The organism is Salinivibrio sp. SS3 (assembly GCF_001722105.1).
GTDB classification, from domain to species: Bacteria; Pseudomonadota; Gammaproteobacteria; order Enterobacterales; family Vibrionaceae; genus Salinivibrio; species Salinivibrio kushneri.
Genome location: NZ_MEBQ01000045.1, coordinates 212146 through 233959, shown reverse-complemented (window position 1 = coordinate 233959; position 21814 = coordinate 212146). Strand labels below are relative to the sequence as shown.

The window sequence follows — 21814 nt, the reverse complement described above, 5'->3', positions numbered from 1 at the left end:
CGTTAGCAACCAGATATGGTCGTGACGCGATGGAAGCATGGTTTTATTTACGCCATTGTAAACAACCGATCGCGTGCGGAAAAGAGACAGAGTGGGATTGGTTTAGAAATGCGTGTCCGAATCGTCGTGACTGAGTGCGTATTGGATTTGATCAAAGTTGAAGCCACGTGACTGTAAAAAGCGCATGCGTTTGGCTTTTTCCTTTTGCTCGGCTGGCGGAAGGCGGCCATCGAGATCGGCATATTTACGCTGTGCGGTCTCTCTGGCTAGCGCATACCAGTCAACCTCTTGCTCTTGTTCGGCACGTGATAACAACTCAGTGTCGATGCCCTTTCGCTTGGCATCTTGACAAATACGTAGCCAGCCATGATGTTTGCTCACACCTTGGCGCAACAAGCTGGCCGCAAAACGGGCATCATCTAACCAACCACGCGCGAGACACTCATCAAGGGTCAGCGCAATGGTGTCTTGATCAAACCCGCGTTGAATCAGTTTTTGTTGCAGCTCGTGAACAGAATGGTCACGGCGGGCTAACAAGCCCACCGCAACGTCTTGGCACGATACGGCCATTACAGCTGATCGTCCTCGGCTTCTGCCTCCGCGTTCGCGTCGACCGCTTCGTTGTTGAGGCCAGGCTGCAGCAACATCTCACGCAAGGTGGTGTCAATTTCTTCCGCAATGTGTGGGTTTTCTTTCAGGTATTTACATGCATTGGCTTTACCTTGGCCAATTTTATCGCCTTTGTAGCTGTACCAAGCACCGGCTTTTTCTACCAGCTTGTGTTTCACGCCCAAGTCTACTAATTCGCCTTGCAAGTTAATGCCTTGGCCATAAAGGATTTGGAATTCGGCTTGTTTAAAGGGCGCAGCCACTTTGTTTTTTACCACTTTGACGCGGGTTTCGTTGCCCACCACTTCGTCACCTTCTTTAATCGCACCAATGCGGCGAATATCCAGGCGAACCGAGGCGTAGAATTTTAACGCGTTACCCCCAGTCGTGGTTTCTGGGTTACCAAACATCACACCAATTTTCATGCGAATTTGGTTGATGAAGACCATCATGGTATTGCTGTTTTTGATGTTGGCTGTGAGCTTACGCATCGCTTGTGACAACATCCGCGCTTGCAGACCCATGTGTGAGTCGCCCATCTCGCCTTCAATCTCAGCTTTAGGTGTCAATGCCGCCACTGAGTCAATCACGATCATGTCGACAGCGCCCGAGCGTGTCAGGGCATCGGCAATTTCCAACGCTTGCTCACCGGTATCTGGCTGAGAGACCAAAAGGTTATCGATGTCGACACCCAGCTTGCGCGCATAAATAGGGTCAAGGGCATGCTCAGCGTCGATAAAGGCACAGGTCTTACCCATTTTTTGTGCTTCGGCAATCGCTTCTAGCGTCAGCGTCGTTTTACCTGATGACTCTGGGCCATAGATTTCGATAATACGACCAAAAGGCAACCCGCCGGCACCTAGGGCGATATCGAGAGACAAAGAGCCGGTCGATACGGTTTCGATGTCCATGGTGCGGTCATCACCCAGACGCATGATTGAGCCTTTGCCAAATTGCTTTTCGATTTGCCCGAGTGCGGCTGCGAGCGCCTTTTCTTTGTTATCGTCCATTTCAGTCTCCAGGAAATAAACCGCTATCTATGCGATGAAAGCTATCAGTCATTGGGGCTAAGTATACTGTCCATACATACAGTGTCTAGCCCTGTATAGAAAAAATCTGTGTGGTGCGACACGTCTCCAGTTACGGAGACAAGCGCCTTAAAGCATGGGACAACACATGCGCGACCGTTTGTTCACGAACCGCGCGCCTGTCCCCCTCAAAATGACAGACTTCTGTGTCAATTTCGCCACCATGCCAAGCCCATGCGCACCACACGGTGCCCACAGGTTTATCAGCACTCCCCCCCGATGGGCCAGCCACGCCACTCACGGCAATCGCCAAGTCTGCTTCTGCCTCTTGGCGCGCACCTTCCGCCATCGCCATCACCACAGGTTCACTCACCGCGCCATATTGTGCTAATAGGTCATCTGGCACGTGCACTTGTTGGTGTTTGGCTGGATTGCTGTAGGTCACCCATGCTTGCTGAAACCATTGCGAGCTTCCTGGCACGTCCGTCAAGCAGTAAGCGATACCGCCCCCGGTGCAAGACTCTGCGGTGGTCACTGTCAGCCCTGCATCCAATAAGGCATCGCCGAGTTGCTTTGCTAGCGAGAATAACTGTTCCACCATGCGCTCCTTTTGTTGAGGGGGAAGAAACCGGTACCGCAACTTTACCCTTTGCCGTACGATCACGTATTCTACCTACCCTTTTCAATGTTCCATTTTGCAGGTCTAGTCGTGACAGTACAAGCGCTCGAAAAGCACACCCCGATGATGCAACAGTACCTCAAACTCAAAGCGCAGCACCCTGAAGAGCTGCTGTTCTACCGCATGGGGGATTTTTACGAACTCTTTTACGACGATGCCAAACGCGCCTCTCAGCTTTTGGATATATCACTGACTAAGCGCGGCAGCTCAGGCGGTGAGCCGATCCCCATGGCGGGTGTGCCCTTTCATGCCGTGGAGGGATATTTAGCGAAGTTAGTGCAATTGGGCGAGCCGGTGGCGATTTGTGAGCAAATTGGCGATCCGGCCACCAGTAAAGGCCCGGTTGAGCGCCAGGTGGTGCGAATCGTCACCCCCGGCACAGTATCCGATGAAGCGCTGCTTAGCGAGCGGGTTGATAACTTGGTTGCCGCACTGATTTGTGATAACGAGCAGTTTGGCTTCGCCACCTTAGATATTACCTCGGGGCGATTTGTGCTGACCGAGCCTGCTACCTACGAGCAAATGCAAGCCGAGCTGCAACGCACGCAACCGGCTGAGCTGCTTTATCCAGAAGACTTTCCCTACCCTGATTTACTCGCAGCGAGCCGCGGCGCAAGGCGCCGACCGATTTGGGAATTCGATCTCGACACCGCTCGCAGTCAACTGACCAGTCAATTTGGCACCCGCGATTTAGTCGGCTTTGGCGTGGAAGACTGCGTGCTGGGGCTCAGTGCCGCCGGCTGTGTATTACAATACGCCAAAGAAACCCAGCGCACTGCGCTTCCCCATATTCGTGCCATCATCAAAGATCAGCAAGACACCTCTGTGGTGTTGGACGCCGCGACACGACGTAATTTAGAGATCACCCAAAACCTCGCTGGCGGCACCGACAACACCCTGGCTGACGTTTTGGATCGCACGACAACGCCAATGGGCAGTCGCTTACTGAAACGCTGGCTCCATCAACCCCTGCGCGACCCTCAAGTGCTCAACCAACGTTTGGATGCGATCGGCGCGCTGCTTGATAGTGGCCTATACACCGAGTTAAGCGCCGCACTCAAACCGGTTGGCGACATCGAGCGCGTACTGGCTCGCTTGGCGATGCGCTCTGCTCGCCCCCGCGATATGGCAAGGCTGCGCACCGCATTGGCGCAGCTGCCTGAGGTACAAACGCTGCTCACCGAGCTAGATCACCGTGCGTTTTGCGATTACCAAACGGCCACCACACCGATGCCAGAGCTGCAAGATTTGCTCACCCGCGCGGTGGTCGAGAACCCGCCGGTAGTGATCCGTGATGGCGGCGTGATTGCGCCAGGGTACAACGCGGAACTGGATGAATGGCGTGACTTATCTGAAGGCGCATCACGCTACTTAGAAGAACTCGAAACCCGCGAGCGCGAGCAATATGGCATCGATACCCTGAAGGTGGGTTATAACCAGGTGCACGGCTTTTACATTCAAATCAGCCGCGCGCAAAGTGACCGAGTACCTGCACATTATATCCGCCGGCAAACGCTTAAAAATGCAGAGCGTTACATTATCCCCGAATTAAAAGAGCACGAAGATAAGGTCTTAAGCTCTCGGTCCAACGCATTAGCGTTAGAGAAACGGTTGTGGGAAGAGTTGTTTGATTTATTACTGCCACATTTGGCCCAACTGCAACATGCCTCTGAGGCATTGTCTGGCCTTGATGTGCTGTGTAATCTTGCTGAACGCGCTGAGACGCTCAATTATCATCGCCCAGTGCTTACCGACAAACCGGGCATCGATATCGAAGCGGGCCGCCACCCAGTGGTTGAGCAAGTCATGAGTGACCCCTTTATCCCTAACCCCATCGCCTTAAGCCCTGCGCGGCGGATGCTGATCATTACCGGGCCGAACATGGGGGGTAAATCCACGTATATGCGTCAGACGGCATTGATCACCTTGCTGAGCCATATTGGTGCGTATGTGCCCGCTGATCGCGCTACCATTGGGCCTGTTGATCGGATTTTTACCCGTATCGGCGCCTCTGACGATCTCGCTTCCGGGCGCTCAACCTTTATGGTGGAAATGACGGAAACCGCCAATATTCTCCATAACGCGACGGCAAACAGCTTGGTGTTAATGGACGAAATTGGCCGCGGCACCAGTACCTACGATGGTTTGTCTTTAGCATGGGCCAGTGCGGAATGGCTGGCAGAAAAAATTCATGCAATGACCTTGTTTGCCACCCATTATTTCGAACTCACCGAACTGCCAGGGCAAATGGAAGGCTTGGTGAATGTGCACCTTGATGCCATGGAGCATGGCGATGACATTGCGTTTATGCACGCTGTGCAAGAAGGCGCAGCCAGTAAGTCTTATGGACTAGCCGTCGCGAGTCTCGCAGGGGTTCCCAAACCGATAATACGGCGTGCTAAGCATAAACTGGCACAACTCGAGCAAAACGGCCAACATACCATTCATGCTGAACAAACGGTCGGTGATCCCGCGCCCGCTCAGCTCGCCTTACTGCCTGAGCCTAGCGAACTGGATAACGCGGTCGATGCCTTAAACCCCGATGAGATGACCCCACGGCAAGCCTTAGACGCCCTCTATGCGCTCAAAGCGTTACAGCAATCTCGCTAATCGACCACGCCATCATCCTGTGAGCCGTCATGCCAGCTTCGCTGGGCAAACAAAAAGGGACAGCCATCGCTGTCCCTTCATTAATATCTATGACTGTGATTCTCGCTCTATGAATGATGCGACATTAACAGGCTGATTATTGCTCTACGTTAAAGAGCGATTCGATGCTCAGCCCTTGATGCGTCAGCATGTCGCGCAGGCGGCGTAACCCTTCCACCTGGATTTGACGTACCCGCTCGCGGGTTAGGCCAATCTCACGTCCCACATCTTCCAGCGTTGATGCTTCATGGCCGAGAAGCCCGAAACGCCGTGACAATACTTCGCGTTGTTTTGGGTTAAGCTCTTGTAGCCACTGGACAATCGACTTTTTCATGTCATCGTCTTGTGTGGTGTACTCTGGGCCGTCTTGCTTCTCATCTGGAATGATGTCTAGCAAAGCTTTTTCCGAATCACCGCCAATGGGATTATCCACGGAGCCAATACGCTCATTGAGACGAAGCATCCGATTCACATCTTCTACCGGCTTATCGAGCTGCGCCGCGATGTCTTCAGCGGTCGGTTCATGGTCAAGCTTTTGTGCCAGCTCGCGCGCGGTTCGCAGGTACACGTTCAGCTCTTTGACGACGTGAATCGGCAGACGAATGGTGCGCGTTTGGTTCATGATGGCACGTTCAATGGTTTGACGAATCCACCAGGTTGCGTAGGTTGAAAAGCGGAAGCCGCGTTCAGGGTCAAACTTCTCCACCGCGCGAATCAAGCCAAGATTTCCTTCTTCGACCAAATCGAGCAGCGCTAAACCACGGTTAGAATAGCGACGTGAAATTTTCACCACCAAGCGAAGGTTACTCTCAATCATACGCTTGCGAGCAACCTCGTCACCGCGCAACGCTCGGCGCGCATAGAGCACTTCTTCTTCAGCGGTAAGCAGCGGTGAAAAGCCAATTTCGCTGAGGTAGAGTTGGGTGGCATCAGAGGCCTTTGAAGTGGCCGCTTGTTGCTGTACTGCCTCTTCGACTTCTTCGAGCACCTCGTCAGCTTGTGCTTCCACGGTGTCGAATTCAACGTCTTGGTTCAAGCCGTCCAGTTTCTTTGCGGTATTTGTTTGGCTCATAGCGCCTCCCTAATGACGTAGCAGCTAAGCAGAACTCATTTCTGCTTATACCGGCCCCGTCACATTGGTGGCTGCGGCGATATCACCTTGGTTACCCTGTGCTACCGCTTTGGCAGATAATGTAACGGATTGACCGATTTTCCTTTGTAGCGAATTTCAAAATGCAACCGAACACTGTTTGCACCAGAACTGCCCATGGAAGCTATTTTCTGCCCCTTTTTGACAGCTTGGCCTTCTGAAACATAAAACGAATCGTTGTGCGCGTACGCACTTAGATAATCATCATTGTGTTTCACTATTATTAACTTACCGTAACCTCGAAGTGCGCTTCCGGCGTAAACGACTTTTCCATCTGCCGCTGCCTGAATGCCCTGTCCTCGTTGTCCAGCAATATCTATGCCCTTATTGCCTCGCTCTGTGCTAGAAAATCGGGACACCATTCGGCCTCTGGATGGCCATTGCCAGCTGATCTGTTGGTTAGATGCGCTAGCGGTCCGCTTGTTAACAGCTTGTTTACTTTTGTCTTTAGGTTGACTGTACCTCGACGATGACCCCGATTCAACGCTTTTTGTGCGTTCACTCGCGGTTTTTGACTTCTTTTTTTCCTCGAATTTGCTAGATTTAGCGCCTTTTCTAGAAGAAGATGCTGCCACGCTCGCGCTTGCAGCTGACGCCGTGGCAGAGGCCACATTTGTCGCGCCTGATGTGGATTGAGCCACATCAGGACGTTGATAGGCGGGCTTCCACAGCGCCAGTGTCTGCCCGGGATAAATGGTATAGGGGGGCTGTAGATTATTGTGTTCGATGATGTCGTCGATATCACGATCCGTGATATAAGCGATATAGTAGAGGGTATCGCCCTTCTTAACTTCGTAATAGCTGCCGCGATAGCTGCCTCTATCGACGCTGGTATAGTCGGGTGTCACGCTGGATACCGGCGCCGGCCCTCGCCAAGAGCAACCAGATATAACCACTAGCAGTGAAAGAAAAAGCGCGATTTTCATCTGTTTTTAAACACAGCTCCATCTCTGAGACAGTTTATGCCAGCTCACCTGCCACCAGGGGAACAAACTTAACCGATTCAACCGTCTCGGTGTGAAAAGTGGTGCCTTGGCGAGTGACGCGCATCAATGTTTGCTCATCATCACCAATCGGAATCAAGATCACGCCGCCGTCATTAAGCTGATCGCACAACGCATCGGGCACGTGCGCCGCGGCTGCCGTTACCATGATCGCATCATAGGGGCCCTTCGACGGCCACCCTTGCCAACCATCTCCATGTTTTGTCGAGACATTATAAATATCTAGCTGCTTTAAGCGCCGTTTGGCTAGCATTTGTAGTGGCTTGATCCGCTCGACAGAATAAACATGATCCACCAAGTTAGCGAGGACCGCCGTTTGATAACCGGATCCGGTGCCAATTTCCAAAATGCGACTATCGCGTCGCAAATTGAGCAATGATGTCATCTTAGCCACGATATAAGGTTGTGAAATAGTTTGTCCCCACCCAATGGGTAACGCATTGTTTCCATAAGCTTGGTGGGTCATGGCTTCAGAGACAAATAAATGCCGAGGCACAGCCTGCATGGCGTTTAGCACATGGGTGTCAGTCACACCTTGTTGCTGCAAAAATTGAATAAGTGATTGCGCTTGACTCAACGTCTGCTTCCTTTATCACTGAGTATAAGTCTATTGAAACGGCCGCCGCCTCAATGCGGCTCACCAACGATGGCGTATCTGCCGCCTACTCGCTTAACCATTGTGAAAACACGCCCAGGGTATCATGCGCGGTTAAGTCTACCTGCAGTGGTGTTATAGAAACGTATTGCGCCGCAATGGCGTGAAAATCGGTTCCTGGTCCTGCATCTTGGGTTTGACCGGGCGCCCCCACCCAGTATATCGGTTTACCCCGTGGATCGCTTTGCTTTATCACATCTTCGGCGTGATGACGGGCGCCAAGGCGTGTCACTTTCCACCCCTCTAGGCTATCGATTGGCACATCGGGCACATTAATATTAATGAGGCGATGACTGGGCGCGGCATGGCGCTGGTTCTTGGCTAAGAATTGTTTCACGACGTGCGCAGCTGTCTCAAAGTGTTGGTGGCCACATAGTGAGACCGCAATAGCCGGCGCGCCCAGGAAAAAGCCCTCTGTCGCCGCGGCCACTGTCCCCGAGTAAAGCACATCATCACCGAGGTTAGCACCATGGTTAATCCCAGTGATCACAAAATCAGGCTCCCAGGGCACCAATTGCCGTAGCGCCAAATGCACCGAGTCTGTGGGGGTCCCCTGAACCGCATAACGCTGCGGTGCGAGTTCGCGCACGCGCAAGGGGTTTTCTAATGTGAGTGAATTTGACGCGCCTGAGCAGTTGCGATCAGGCGCGGCCACCACCACATCTGCAATGGTCGATAACGCCTCGGTCAAGGTTTGGATCCCTTGGGCGTGATAACCGTCGTCGTTACTAATCAATATTCGCATTGTGCTCTCCTTGTGGGGTCGCGACGACTAACTCTCGCATCACCGCGGTGGCAAATGCGCCCGCGGGTAAAAAGAAACGCACGGTTAAGGTGTCAGCATCGTGTGTCCAGGTCATCGCTTGCGGCAGTAAACACAGCACACGACGGTCATGACGCATGCGATTATCACGGATCACGCCTAATAGCTCAGGCTCTTTGTCGACCACCGCTTGCTCAAAGTCCTGTGCTTGCCCCTCGGTGGGTAACGCATTGTCGCCCGTTAAAGGGCCGGTAATGCCAGGCTGATGACGGCCTTCTTGCTCAACCAAGTGGGTTTGCTGTTGTTCATCGAGACATAGGTCGCCGCTCAGGGTAGAGGCAAAGACGCCCGTTTCTATCCGTGCAGACACCACCTGATTAAACAGCAGCGACCGGGCTGCTGAGAGATAAAAGCTGCGCTTGCTCTTGTCACGGACTTTTATTTCTCCACGCCCCCAGGCGCGCGCCATCTCGACATTATTGCCATCACGACCAAAGCGCTGCGCACCAAAGTAATTGGGCACGCCCTGCTTTGCGATAGCCTCTAGCCGCGGCACTAAAGCCTGTGGCGACGCCAGATCGCGAATACAGAGCGTGAACTGATTGCCGGTCAGATCGCCAGGGCGCAATTTATGCTGATGGCGGGCTGTCCATTCAATGCTCACAACGCCTGGGTGGTTTTCGACGAACGCCGCTAAGTCCGGATCCGCTTTGCCTGGCAGGTGAACACTGAACCATTGCTCAGTCACGGCGTGACGATCTTTAAGGCCCGCCCAGCTCACTTGTCGCGAGCTAACCCCACAGGCTTTTGCCAGCTCATTGGCCACGTATTTGGTATTTTCACCACGCTTTTTAATCCGTACTAAAAAGTGCTCGCCTTGACCTGATGGGGTGAAACCTAGGGACTCCGAGACAATAAAATCGTCCGGTGACGCTTTTAAGGTGCCTGGCTGTGTTGGTTGGCCATGTAAGTAAGCCAAGGGCGCGAGTAAGTCTGTCATACGGCCTCTTTGTTTAATAGCACCACCGCCTCACAGGCAATGCCCTCTTTGCGTCCGGTAAAGCCCAAACGCTCAGAGGTGGTGGCTTTGACGTTAACCGCATCTACCGTCACACACAAATCACTGGCGATGGCTTCACGCATGGCGTCGATATGTGGGCCCATTTTCGGCGCTTGGGCGATAATAGTGATATCAGCGTTACCTAATTGATACCCTTTTCGGCGTACTTTGCTGTATACATCGCGAAGAAGCACACGGCTGTCGGCACCTTTCCATTCGTCACTAGTGTCGGGAAAATGTTGACCGATATCGCCCGCCGCTATCGCGCCCAGCAGGGCATCACACAGTGCATGAAGCGCCACATCACCGTCTGAGTGCGCGACCAAACCTTGCGCATAAGGGACACTGACCCCGCCGATAATGACAGGGCCGTCTCCGCCAAATTTGTGTACATCAAACCCATGTCCAATTCGAATCATGATTTGCCTTCTTGTTGTGAAAGGTAAAACTCGGCCAAAAACTTATCCTCAGGGTGGGTGACTTTAATGTTGCTGGCACTGGCAGGGACCAGCACAGGCTTCCCCCCAAGCGCTTCAACGGCAGACGCTTCGTCAGTCACCTGATCTCCTGCCACATTAAGTGCCTGGATTAGCGTTTGGGTTAAAAACATTTGTGGGGTCAATGCATGCCAAAGCGCCTCACGCTCAACAGTGTGAGCCACCTGTCCTTGCGCGTCTGCACGCTTCATGGTGTCTCTAACCGGCGCGGCGAGCAAAGCGCCATCGGGGTGAGATTGCGCCTGTTTAATCAAGGCATCGATATCGGCATGCGACACGCAAGGGCGTGCGGCATCATGCACCATCACCCATTGCGTATTGACCACGTCGAGTCCAGCTTGCACCGACGCGGCACGCGTTGCTCCACCCAAGACCACACGCACATTTGGACGCTCACTCAAGCGAGTGTCCGCAAAGTAGCGATCGTCCGCACCAATGGCGATGATCACGTCAGCCACGGCAGGGTGAGAGAGCAAACGCTCAACGGTATGCTCAATCAGCATTTTGCCGGCGAGAGGGAGGTATTGTTTCGGGCAGCTAGCTTGCATCCTGCTGCCGACACCTGCGGCAGGGACCACGGCGCTTATTCCGGGTTGTAAAGCGGTGTTGTGCTGCAAAGGGGGTTGTTCGACCACAAGTTATCTTCTTTGGTTGTACCGCCAGCAACGGCTGTCAGTTACTGGGATTTATCGACTAATCGGAAAAATGTCTCGTCCGGCTTTATCATGCCCAGCTCATTGCGGGCGCGCTCTTCAATCGCTTCTTGCCCACGCTTCAAATCGGCAATTTCTGCGTACATTTGCTGGTTACGCTTAACGAGTTTTTGGTTGGCTTGTTGCTGTACGGCGACATTGGCTTCAATTTGCCAATAGTCTGTCACGCCATTTTTACCCAGCCACAGTTCATACTGCAGCCACACCAGCGTGAGAAACAGTGCAACCGATAGCAGCCTCATACCTGTACTCCTTCCAACATCGGCTCAGGGTATTCATACCCTGATTGACTAACCGCATAGGCTAGCGGATCCGCTGGCTGGTGTCATGGTTTTCCTAAATGAAAAAAGCCGCCCCGTTAAACGGGACGGCTTTTTGGTAAAAAGTGCTTACGTGCCGATTATTGGCCTTTCACTTCTTTTAGACCATTAAATGGTGCTTTTTCACCCAGCGCGTCTTCAATGCGGATGAGCTGGTTGTACTTAGCCACACGATCAGAACGGCTCATCGAACCGGTTTTGATTTGGCCTGCAGCCGTACCAACCGCCAAGTCAGCGATGGTGGCGTCTTCAGTTTCACCTGAACGGTGAGAGATCACGGCTGTGTAGCCTGCGTCTTTCGCCATCTTGATCGCCGCCAGCGTTTCGGTCAGAGAACCGATTTGGTTGAATTTGATCAAGATAGAGTTCGCAACCCCTTTGTCGATACCCTCTTTAAGGATCTTGGTGTTGGTTACAAACAGATCATCACCGACGAGCTGGAGTTTGTCACCCAGCAGTTCAGTTTGGTGCTTAAAGCCGTCCCAGTCAGACTCGTCGAGGCCATCTTCGATAGACACGATTGGGTATTCTTCAGCCAGTTTCGCCAAGTAGTGGTTAAACTCTTCTGAAGAGAAGGTTTTACCTTCACCCTTCATATTGTAGATGCCTTGCTCTTTGTCATAGAACTCAGACGCCGCACAGTCCATCGCGAGGGTGATATCTTTACCTAGCTCGTAGCCTGCTTGCTCGACCGCTTCTTTAATCGCGGCCAGTGCAGCGGCGTTTGAATCTAGGTTCGGTGCAAAACCACCTTCGTCACCTACGGCTGTGCTTAGGCCTTTGGCCTTCAGTACTTTTGCGAGGTTATGGAATACTTCCGCACCGATGCGCAGTGCTTCTTTCAGGGTTTTCGCACCCACAGGCTGGATCATGAACTCTTGGATATCAACGTTGTTATCCGCGTGCTCACCACCGTTAAGGATGTTCATCATTGGCAGAGGCATTGAGAACTGACCGGCTGTGCCGTTGAGTTCAGCAATGTGCTCAAACAAAGGCATGCCTTTCGCCGCCGCGGCTGCTTTCGCGTTAGCAAGAGACACCGCCAGGATAGCATTCGCACCAAATTTAGATTTGTTGTCAGTGCCGTCGAGATCGATCATCACTTGGTCGATATCGGCTTGGGCTTTCGCATCTTTGCCTTGTAGGGCTTCGGCGATTGGACCGTTAACCGCTTCAATCGCTTTTAGAACGCCTTTACCCATGAAACGTGACTTGTCACCATCACGCAGTTCTAGCGCTTCGCGAGAACCCGTTGATGCACCTGAAGGTGCTGCCGCCATACCGACGAAGCCACCTTCTAGATGGACTTCTGCTTCAACGGTTGGGTTACCGCGTGAATCAATGATTTCACGGCCTAGAACTTTAACGATCTTAGACATTGTGATTCCTCTCGTCTGTCATTGTTTTTAAAAATAAAAGCGGCTGCCCATTTTCAGGCGACCGCTCGAATCTCGTTTATAGCTCACCGCGCTGTTTTTTGCCTGCCGCCGCAACGAATCCGGCAAACAGTGGGTGGCCATCACGTGGTGTCGACGTGAACTCTGGGTGGAACTGGCACGCAACAAACCAAGGGTGCTCAGGGTTTTCAATGATTTCCACCAGCTTTTTATCCGCAGACAGGCCTGAGATTGACAGCCCCGCTTTTTCTAGCTGCGGACGCAATAAGTTGTTGACTTCATAACGGTGGCGATGACGCTCGTGGATTTGCGTGTTGCCATAAAGCTGATGGGCTTTAGAGCCTTCGGCAAGGTGGCAAAGTTGAGCACCAAGGCGCATGGTACCGCCAAGATCAGAGGTTTCACTGCGCTCTTCCACTTTCCCTTCTTCATCGACCCACTCAGTGATCAGTCCCACCACCGGGTATTTGCTCTCTTTGTTAAACTCGGTCGAGTTTGCCCCTTCCATCCCCGCGACATTGCGCGCGTATTCAATCAGAGCGACTTGCATACCGAGGCAGATACCCAAGTAAGGCAGTTTGTTTTCACGGGCATATTGTGCTGCCAGGATTTTACCTTCCACACCTCGGTCACCAAATCCACCGGGTACCAAGATAGCATCCAAATCTTGCAGCAGTTCTGAGCCGCGTGTTTCAAGATCTTGCGAGTCTACATACTTGATGTTGACGGTGAGACGGTTTTTCAACCCACCGTGTTTCAAGGCTTCGTTGACGGACTTATACGCATCCGGCAGCTCGATGTATTTGCCCACCATACCAATGGTCACTTCGCCCATAGGATTGGCTTCTTCGTAGCTAACTTGCTCCCACTCTGACAGGTCAGCTTCCGCCGCTTCAATGCCAAAACGATTACAAACCAGATCATCCAGGCCTTGAGAGCGAATAAGTGATGGGATTTTGTAGATAGAATCTACGTCTTTCATGGTGATCACGGCTTTTTCTGCCACATTACAGAACAGCGCAATTTTCGCGCGCTCATTAGCCGGGATCGGGCGCTCACTACGGCATACCAGCACATCAGGCTGGATACCAATTGAGAGTAGTTCTTTTACCGAATGTTGCGTTGGCTTGGTTTTCACTTCACCTGCTGCCGCCAGATAAGGCACCAAAGTCAGGTGCATAAACATCGCACGCTCGCGGCCAACGTCCACCGTCAGCTGGCGAATCGCTTCCAAAAATGGCAGCGACTCTATATCACCGACGGTACCGCCGATTTCCACAATCGCAATATCGTGACCTTCACCACCGGCGATGATGCGGTCTTTGATTGAATTGGTGATGTGCGGAATCACCTGAATGGTGGCTCCCAGGTAATCTCCACGGCGCTCTTTGCGCAGCACATCCGCATACACACGACCAGAGGTAAAGTTATTACGCTTGGTCATTTTGGTGCGAATAAAGCGCTCATAGTGACCGAGGTCAAGGTCGGTCTCTGCGCCGTCTTCCGTGACGAATACTTCTCCGTGCTGGGTAGGGCTCATTGTCCCTGGATCCACGTTAATATAAGGGTCGAGTTTCATGATGGTGACATTGAGGCCACGCGCTTCAAGAATGGCTGCTAATGAGGCTGCAGCAATACCCTTACCGAGGGAGGATACAACACCGCCCGTAACAAAAATGTAGTTCGTCGTCATGCTAAACCTGAGAGTTGGATTTAGAGGAAATTAATGAAGTTCTGGACGGGATATTATGATACCAGACCCCACTGACTCCCACAATGTGAAAGCTACCACACACCCTGGTGTTTTTAATTGTCACAAATCAATTATGCCAATTACAGGATATTTACTTATTCGCCTTTTTGACGGCCTGCCACGCCGATTCTAGTTCATCTAGCTGACATTGTTGAATATTTTTTTCATTATCACGTAAGTGCTTTTCAACACCACGAAAGCGAGCTTCAAACTTTTGGTTGGCACGGCGCAACGCGTGCTCGGCATCCGTCCCCAGATGGCGCGCCAAATTCACCACCGCGAATAACAAATCCCCGACTTCTTCATCCACACGCGCCTGATCAACAGAGGCTTGCGCCAGTTCTTGCTCAACCTCTGCAATCTCTTCCTGCACTTTATCTATCACAGGAGCCACCGTCGGCCAATCAAAGCCCACTCGTGCACAACGCTTTTGCAATTTGTGCGCTCTTGTTAAAGCGGGTAGTCCTTGAGTCACCCCATCCAGCACACTTTGCGGTTGCATAGAGGCTGCGCTCTCGGCGCGCTCTTGCGCTTTGATGCCTTCCCAGTCTGCAGCCATTAAGGGCTGTCCCTGCGGATCTTTGGGGCCAAAAACATGAGGGTGACGACGGATGAGTTTGTCACAAATGCCACGCACCACATCCTCAAAATCAAATTGGTTTTTTTCCCGCCCCAATTGACTGTAGAACACAATTTGAAAAAGTAAGTCACCTAGCTCATCTTTTAGGTCTGACCAGTTTTCACGCTCAATCGCATCCGCGACTTCATAGGCTTCTTCTAAGGTATGAGGCACGATGGTGTCAGCAGTCTGCGCCCTATCCCACTCACAGCCGTTGTCTGGATCACGTAAGGTGGTCATGATGGTCAGTAATTGCTCGATGGCTGCCATGAAAGAGTTCCTTCTAAAAAAACGCCCTGTCGAGACAGGGCGAGAAATAATTAGCGAAGACGTTTAGCCTCAACCACGTCTTTCACTTGTTCAAGCCGATTAACCACGCGGCTCAGGGTGTCGAGATCGGAGATTTCTAAATCAAAATCCATGATAGACATTTGCTTTTTGTAATCCACGCGACTTTGCATGCCCGCTACGCGTGCTTTCTCATTGCTCAACACGGTATTAATATCTTTCACCAATCCGGTGCGCTCATTAGCAGATAAGCGGATACGCACATGGTATTGGCCAATGTGCCCTTTGCCCCAAACCGTGGCAATAATGCGCTCGGGCGCGTGGTGACTCAGTTCGTTGAGTTGCTCACAGTCAGCGCGGTGCACAGAAATGCCTCGCCCTTGAGTAACAAAACCTTTGATCTCATCACCCGGTAGTGGCTGACAACAACGCGCCAAGTGAGTCATGAGGTTATCGACCCCTTCAACCACCACTGCATCACGGTGTGCCTTGCCCGTATTCGGCTTTTGCTCGCTTTGTTGTAGTTTTTCTAATAGCTGCTGCTCTTCTTCTTCCAAGCTTGGCTTGTTAATCAGGCCATTGATATGGTTAACCACCTGATTAATACGCAAATCACCGCTACCTATCCCAGCGTACAATTCATCTAAGGTATTCACGTTAAAGCGTTTTAGCGCCAAGTTTGCATCTTTACTGGTACCGCCAATCTTTTGCAGCTCGGTATCCAAGATCTCTTTACCCGCGGCAATGTTCTTGTCTTTATCTTGTTTGCGGAACCAGGCATTAATTTTGGCACGTGCCCGGCTGGAATTCACAAAGCCGTGGCTGGGATTTAGCCAATCTCGCGAGGGGTTGGGCTCTTTTTGGGTAATGATCTCTACCTGATCGCCCATTTGAAGGTGATAGGTGAACGGAACAATACGCCCTTCCACTTTGGCACCGATACACCGATGCCCGACCTCGGAGTGAATATGGTAAGCAAAATCCAACGGCGTGGCGCCGCTGGGCAAGTCCACCACATCACCGCGCGGAGTAAAGGCATAGACGCGATCGTCAAACACTTGGCTGCGCAATTCATCGAGCATTTCCCCCGAGTCTGACATTTCTTCTTGCCATGCCAACAGTTTACGCAGCCAGGTAATTTTCTCGTCGTACCCACTGCGACCACTGGCCGCCCCTTCTTTGTACTTCCAGTGTGCCGCAACCCCAAGCTCTGCATCATCGTGCATTTGCTTGGTGCGGATTTGAATTTCTACCGGTTTACCTTCCGGCCCTAACACCACGGTATGGATGGATTGATAACCATTCGGTTTCGGATTAGCGACGTAGTCATCAAACTCTTTGGGTAGATGGCGGAATTTGGTGTGCACCGCCCCCAATGCGGCGTAACAGTCTTGTAACTCTTCAGCGATGATGCGTACTGCACGCACGTCAAACAACTCGTCAAATTGCAGGTTCTTTTTCTGCATTTTGCGCCAAATACTGTAAATGTGTTTAGGGCGGCCATAGACTTGCGCATTAATGTTGGACGCTTCCATCGCCTGCTGCAGATCGTCGACAAAATCAGTGATGTAGTGTTCACGATCAATCCGCCTTTCCGCGAGTTGCTTGGCGATTTGTTTGTAGGTTTGCGCATGCTGGTAACGGAACGCGTAGTCTTCCAACTCCCACTTTAATTGGCCAATCCCTAACCGGTTGGCTAGCGGGGCGTAGATGTTCGCACTTTCTTTTGCCGCTTGTTGGCGAACCGATTCCGAGGCATCTTTCACCTCACGCAAGTAACAGATACGCTCCGCCAGTTTTATTACCACGCAGCGAAAATCTTCCACCATCGACAACAGCATACGCCTAACATTGTCGACCTGAGACGAGGTTGCTTCTGTCTCGGTTTGGGTGTTTAAGTGACGGATAGCGGCCGTCTGTTGCACCCCTTCAATCAGGGAAACGATCGACGTCGAATAGGTGTCAGCAAGGGTCTCTAGGCTGACGAGCTTGGCTTCCACCACGGGAAAGAACAGGGCAGCCAACAAGGTATCGGCATCCATGCTTAAGGTGACGAGAATTTCGATCATCTCTCGGCCACGCCACAATGGTTGGCTAAGATCTGACTCCTCCTCGCTCAATGCTCGGCAGTATTGGTAAGCATCCACCAGCGCTTGGGTGGTCGATGCGTCTTGCCCTAACCGCTTTACCCAAGTGCTGAGTTCAAACGCTTCGTTTTCATGTAGGTGGGCTTCTCGTACCGCAACCATAACCGTTCCTATCCTTATCTCTCAAACTGACCAGAGAGGCGTATCCGTATCGATCGGCCACAAGGGCCACGCTTATTGATGCCTATTTTTTCTTTACCGGCATAAACAAGGCCATCGACTCCATGTGTCCTGTTTGTGGAAACATATCCAACATACCCAGCTTCACTAACTGATAGCCGTTATCGAGCAGTACACGTGCATCACGTGCCAACGTGGCTGGATTACAAGACACATAAACAATATGTGAAGCATTAGATTGTGCCACAAAGTCTATGACACCAGCAGCCCCTGCGCGTGCCGGATCGAGTAAGATTTTGGTAAAATCCTGTTGCACCCACTCACCCATCAGCTGGTCGCTGTTTAAATCGGCTTGATAAAAAGAGGCGTTATCACACTGGTTGGCCGCTGCGTTATCCGCCGCTTGATTAACCATCGCCTGTACGCCTTCAACGCCAACCACTTGGTTAACATGCTGAGCCATCGGCACACTAAAGTTACCCAAGCCACAAAAAAGATCCAACACGCGATCGTCTTGCTCCAGTGCTAACCACTCGCGTGCCTGCGCCACCATTTGTTGATTGACCCTAGCGTTCACCTGAATAAAGTCACTGGGGGCAAATGCCAATTGGCAACCAGCCACTTGATAGTAGGGGGCTGGCCCCGTCAAACGCTCGGCATCCCTATCACCTTGGTGCAAATACAGTGTGCAATCTTGTGCCTGCGCCCATTCCATTAAGGTATGGCGGTCATCACTGTGTAAAACCTTGGTGGTGCGTAGCGACACCACACGCGTATTATCGGCTTCGATAAGATCCAAATGGCCTAAAATTCGGCGACCACGCAAGCTATCTAAACAGGCGCGTAATCCAGCCAAGATGTGATTTAATGGCTCGCTTAACACCGGGCAATGACTGACATCGATAATGGCGCTGCGCTGACGCGCACGAAAGCCCATTGCCAATGCGCCTTTTTTATCAACTTGTAAGCTGATACGCGCACGACGGCGATAATGCCACGGCGCATCCTCTATCGGCGTTGACAGCGTGATCTCATCACCGGCAAATTTTTGCATTAATTCATTCAGCGCTTGCTGCTTGTGCGCCACCTGCCCTTGATGACTCAAGTGCTGCAGGCTGCAACCGCCACATTGCTGATAGAGCGGGCAACCAGGCTCCACGCGCTGCGCCGCATGGCTATCCAACTTAATAAGCTGACCGCGCGCATATTGGCGCTTTTGCTCGGTCAATTGCACCAGGGCTTGCTCGCCGGGCAAGGTGCCTGGGACAAAAACAGGCTTTTTCTGCCAAAAACCGACGCCGTCACCATGATGATCCAGGCGTTTTATCGTCAGTAGTTGATGCTTTTGCTCAACCTTTTTCTTTTTCTCGGGCTTAAAAAAGCGCGCCATGATTTATTCCAGTGTTAAAAGCTTGTCATCAAGCCAGTCAAGAGATCCTGCCAGTGGGAGTTGTGATAGTTCGCTGACTATTTTGTGATTGAATCATGTACACTGGCGGCTAAATGTCGTGATTATTTTCCCATAGTTTATCTAGCATGACCAAATATGGCCTCCGCACCCGTGTCTCCGTTCTGACCATCGCTCCGACCCTCATTGTCGGCTTACTGCTGAGTGCGTTTTTTACCAGCACCCGCTACCAAGACCTCGAGCAACAACTCACTGTCACCGGCTCTGCGATCATTGAGCCGCTGGCGATTGCCAGTGAAGTGGGGTTAAAAAATGATAGTCGTGAAAATGTGCGTCGGTTGATTGGCTTTGCTCACCGCCAACACTCGCAATTTGTGCGCAGTATTGCGGTGTTCGATCGTCGCAATGAGCTGTTTGTCACCTCGAACTATCATCGCGATCTGGCCATGCTCTCGGTTGACAGTGGCCAACCCATCCCCACACAACTGCAGATAAGCCAACAGCAGGATACCTTGATTCTGCGCGCCCCCATTTTGGAGATTGGTCGGTTTACCCCCGGGCTCAATGTTGAGCGCCCGCTGGGCTATATAGCCATGGAGCTGGATTTAAGTTCGGTGCGGTTAAAGCAATACCAAGAGATGATCACTGCACTGGTGATGGTTGCTTTAGGCGGGATATTGTCGTGCTTTTTTGCCTATCGCTTAATTGCGGATGTCACCCACCCGATTGGTAACATGGTGACCTTGGTCGATAGAATTCGGCGCGGCCATCTTGATGTCCGGATTGAAGGTGAGCTACTCGGTGAGTTGGATACCTTGAAAAACGGCATTAATGCGATGGCGATTTCGTTGTCAGAGTACCACTTAGAAATGCAGCAAAGCATTGACCAAGCAACCTGTGATCTGCGCGAAACCCTCGAACAGCTAGAAATTCAAAACGTTGAACTCGATATCGCCAAGAAAAATGCGCAAGAAGCGGCGCGGGTAAAATCAGAATTTTTGGCCAACATGTCTCACGAGCTGCGTACCCCTCTAAACGGGGTGATTGGCTTTACCCGTCAAATGCTCAAAACTGAGCTCAGCAGCAGCCAGCGTGACTACTTGCTCACCATTGAAAAGTCGGCCAACAACCTACTCACCATCATCAATGACATCCTTGATTTCTCTAAGTTAGAAGCAGGTAAATTGCTGCTGGAAAATATTCCCTTTGATGTTCAGGACATGCTTGATGAAGTGATGCGCCTGCTTGCGCCAATGGCACACGAGAAAGGGTTAGAACTTACCCTACGCACCGATGCGCGCATTCCCACCGGAGCTGTGGGCGATCCACTCCGTATTCAACAAGTACTGATAAACCTGATTGGGAATGCCGCCAAGTTTACTGAACGCGGCAATATTGATGTCAGTGTCGATCTCAAGCAACTTCACGATGAAACTGTCGAATTACAGCTCATGGTGAAAGATACCGGTATTGGCATTTCCGAACGCCAGCAAGCACAGCTTTTCCAAGCCTTTAGGCAGGCGGACGCCAGTATCTCACGCCGCTATGGGGGAACCGGCCTTGGCCTGGTGATCACACAGAAGCTGGTCCAGCAAATGGGCGGCGATATTGGCTTTACCAGTCGTCTACACCAAGGCTCAAGTTTCTGGTTTACCCTGCAGCTCACCCAAACCGATTTGCCAGTGTCACAGCCGCTTGACATTGAACCCTTGGTGGGGCGCGACATCGTGATCGTTGAGCCGAATGCGCGTACCCGCGAGATTTTGCGCAAGCGACTGACGCAAGTGGGGCTGAATGTGGACACCGCATCTGGCACCAATGTGCTGACAGACCGTCATTATCACTTTGCCCTGCTCTGTTTCGATGCGGGAAGCATGCCGGATCTGGATGCGATGCAACAAGCGGTACAGGTCTGCGAGCAGCAAGCACAATCCGTGGTGGTGTGTTTGCCTACCACGGAACTAGAAGCCTCTGAGCATCTCTTAAAAGCCGGGGTAAGCGCTTGTATTGCCAAACCTATTCCACAACGTAAGCTGTTGGAGGCATTAATCGGCTCGCCTGACGCCACGCCGCTTCCTCTGCCCAAACCCAGTGCATCACAAAAAGCGCCTTATACGGTGATGACCGTCGATGATAATCCAGCCAACTTAAAACTGATCACTGCCTTGCTCGCCGAACGGGTCGAGAAGGTGATCACCGCAGAAGATGGAGTCAAAGCGGTCGCGCTTGCCCACCAGCAAGCGTTTGACATTATTTTGATGGACATCCAGATGCCAGAAATGGACGGTGTCACCGCCAGCCAAGAAATTCGTAAAGCGGGATTCAATCAACAAACACCGATTATTGCCGTCACCGCCCACGCGATGCCCGGAGAGCGTGAGCGACTGCTCGAGGCGGGAATGGATGATTATCTTACCAAGCCGATTGAAGAAGCCATGCTGGAGAGTACCCTCGCACGCTGGCTGCACCTTGATGACGCGGCTTCTCAAGCGCAGAGCGTGCCATCTCCAAGTCCTTCAGCGAGCCAAGACCAAAGTGCACGACACCTAGATTGGCAACGGGCACTGCATCAAGCAGCAGGGAAAACCGACTTGGCCAAAGAAATGCTCGCCATGCTGCTTGCCTCGTTTGAGTCGGTAAACGAGGCGGTTGAGCAAGCATTGGCGGGAGAGTTAGAGACGGATCCGTTATGGCACGCTATTCACAAGCTCCATGGGAGTTGCGCGTATAGCGGTGTCCCGCAGCTAAAAAGCTTATGTCATGAGCTAGAGACTCAATTAAAAGCCGGGGCGGATATTGCCACCATTGAGCCAGAGCTGTTAGAGCTGCAAGATGAAATTGCGCACATTGAGCAGTTGGCACCACAATACTTGGATGCTTCACAAAACGACTAAAAAAGGATGGCAGTGGGCCCGGAGAGGCCCACCTCAACACACCCAAAGTCACACCGCGTGA

18 protein-coding genes are annotated in these 21814 nt (G+C 52.0%); 2 read left to right on the top strand and 16 right to left on the bottom strand.

Annotated elements, in window-relative coordinates; all coding sequences use genetic code 11:
* Nucleotides 1-102: 102 nt before the first annotated feature.
* The 3 genes from BGL48_RS15385 to BGL48_RS15375 all read right to left on the bottom strand — a co-directional run bounded on the left by BGL48_RS15385 (nt 103) and on the right by BGL48_RS15375 (nt 2235).
* Complete coding sequence (locus tag BGL48_RS15385) at nt 103-570, bottom strand: regulatory protein RecX (RefSeq protein WP_255377423.1); 468 nt, start codon at nt 568-570, stop codon at nt 103-105.
* Nucleotides 570-1619, bottom strand: coding sequence for a recombinase RecA (gene recA, locus BGL48_RS15380; RefSeq protein ID WP_069363470.1), 1050 nt, complete (start codon nt 1617-1619; stop codon nt 570-572). Before recA ends, BGL48_RS15385 begins: the two co-directional genes overlap by 1 nt.
* Nucleotides 1620-1749: 130 nt before the next feature.
* The gene (locus BGL48_RS15375; protein WP_069363574.1) at nt 1750-2235 is read right to left on the bottom strand and encodes a CinA family protein; all 486 of its coding nucleotides are present in this window, start codon (nt 2233-2235) and stop codon (nt 1750-1752) included.
* 87 nt (nt 2236-2322) lie between these two features.
* Between BGL48_RS15375 and mutS the strand changes: the two genes are divergently transcribed.
* Complete coding sequence (gene mutS, locus BGL48_RS15370) at nt 2323-4926, top strand: DNA mismatch repair protein MutS (protein WP_425589745.1); 2604 nt, start codon at nt 2323-2325, stop codon at nt 4924-4926.
* 136 nt (nt 4927-5062) lie between these two features.
* Here mutS and rpoS read toward each other — a convergent pair whose 3' ends face one another.
* From rpoS to rlmD, 13 genes are all read right to left on the bottom strand, one after another.
* Nucleotides 5063-6037 carry an RNA polymerase sigma factor RpoS gene (rpoS, locus tag BGL48_RS15365; protein WP_046074104.1) on the bottom strand — a complete coding sequence of 325 codons (975 nt, stop codon included), beginning with the start codon at nt 6035-6037 and terminating at the stop codon, nt 5063-5065.
* A gap of 101 nt (nt 6038-6138) precedes the next feature.
* Nucleotides 6139-7041: a peptidoglycan DD-metalloendopeptidase family protein gene (locus BGL48_RS15360; protein ID WP_069363469.1), complete on the bottom strand. Its 903-nt coding sequence runs from the start codon at nt 7039-7041 to the stop codon at nt 6139-6141.
* Nucleotides 7042-7075: 34 nt separating this feature from the next.
* Complete coding sequence (locus tag BGL48_RS15355) at nt 7076-7696, bottom strand: protein-L-isoaspartate(D-aspartate) O-methyltransferase (RefSeq protein WP_069363468.1); 621 nt, start codon at nt 7694-7696, stop codon at nt 7076-7078.
* Between the two features lie 85 nt (nt 7697-7781).
* The gene (gene surE, locus BGL48_RS15350; RefSeq protein ID WP_069363467.1) at nt 7782-8519 is read right to left on the bottom strand and encodes a 5'/3'-nucleotidase SurE; all 738 of its coding nucleotides are present in this window, start codon (nt 8517-8519) and stop codon (nt 7782-7784) included.
* Nucleotides 8503-9537, bottom strand: coding sequence for a tRNA pseudouridine(13) synthase TruD (truD, locus tag BGL48_RS15345; RefSeq protein WP_069363466.1), 1035 nt, complete (start codon nt 9535-9537; stop codon nt 8503-8505). The genes surE and truD overlap by 17 nt, the downstream gene beginning before the upstream one ends.
* Complete coding sequence (gene ispF, locus BGL48_RS15340; protein ID WP_069363465.1) at nt 9534-10016, bottom strand: 2-C-methyl-D-erythritol 2,4-cyclodiphosphate synthase; 483 nt, start codon at nt 10014-10016, stop codon at nt 9534-9536. The genes truD and ispF overlap by 4 nt, the downstream gene beginning before the upstream one ends.
* Nucleotides 10013-10729, bottom strand: coding sequence for a 2-C-methyl-D-erythritol 4-phosphate cytidylyltransferase (gene ispD, locus BGL48_RS15335; protein ID WP_069363464.1), 717 nt, complete (start codon nt 10727-10729; stop codon nt 10013-10015). The genes ispF and ispD overlap by 4 nt, the downstream gene beginning before the upstream one ends.
* A 41-nt stretch (nt 10730-10770) precedes the next feature.
* The gene (gene ftsB / locus BGL48_RS15330) at nt 10771-11049 is read right to left on the bottom strand and encodes a cell division protein FtsB (RefSeq protein WP_046074097.1); all 279 of its coding nucleotides are present in this window, start codon (nt 11047-11049) and stop codon (nt 10771-10773) included.
* Nucleotides 11050-11207: 158 nt separating this feature from the next.
* Nucleotides 11208-12506 carry a phosphopyruvate hydratase gene (gene eno, locus BGL48_RS15325; protein WP_069363463.1) on the bottom strand — a complete coding sequence of 433 codons (1299 nt, stop codon included), beginning with the start codon at nt 12504-12506 and terminating at the stop codon, nt 11208-11210.
* A gap of 76 nt (nt 12507-12582) precedes the next feature.
* Complete coding sequence (locus BGL48_RS15320) at nt 12583-14217, bottom strand: CTP synthase (protein WP_069363462.1); 1635 nt, start codon at nt 14215-14217, stop codon at nt 12583-12585.
* A gap of 151 nt (nt 14218-14368) precedes the next feature.
* Nucleotides 14369-15166, bottom strand: coding sequence for a nucleoside triphosphate pyrophosphohydrolase (mazG, locus tag BGL48_RS15315; RefSeq protein ID WP_069363461.1), 798 nt, complete (start codon nt 15164-15166; stop codon nt 14369-14371).
* Between the two features lie 50 nt (nt 15167-15216).
* The gene (relA, locus tag BGL48_RS15310; RefSeq protein ID WP_069363460.1) at nt 15217-17433 is read right to left on the bottom strand and encodes a GTP diphosphokinase; all 2217 of its coding nucleotides are present in this window, start codon (nt 17431-17433) and stop codon (nt 15217-15219) included.
* Between the two features lie 82 nt (nt 17434-17515).
* Nucleotides 17516-18841, bottom strand: coding sequence for a 23S rRNA (uracil(1939)-C(5))-methyltransferase RlmD (gene rlmD, locus BGL48_RS15305; protein ID WP_069363459.1), 1326 nt, complete (start codon nt 18839-18841; stop codon nt 17516-17518).
* A gap of 146 nt (nt 18842-18987) precedes the next feature.
* On the opposite strand from rlmD, the gene barA reads away from it, so the two are divergent.
* Nucleotides 18988-21753: a two-component sensor histidine kinase BarA gene (gene barA, locus BGL48_RS15300; RefSeq protein ID WP_069363458.1), complete on the top strand. Its 2766-nt coding sequence runs from the start codon at nt 18988-18990 to the stop codon at nt 21751-21753.
* The last annotated feature ends 61 nt before the right edge of the window (nt 21754-21814 follow it).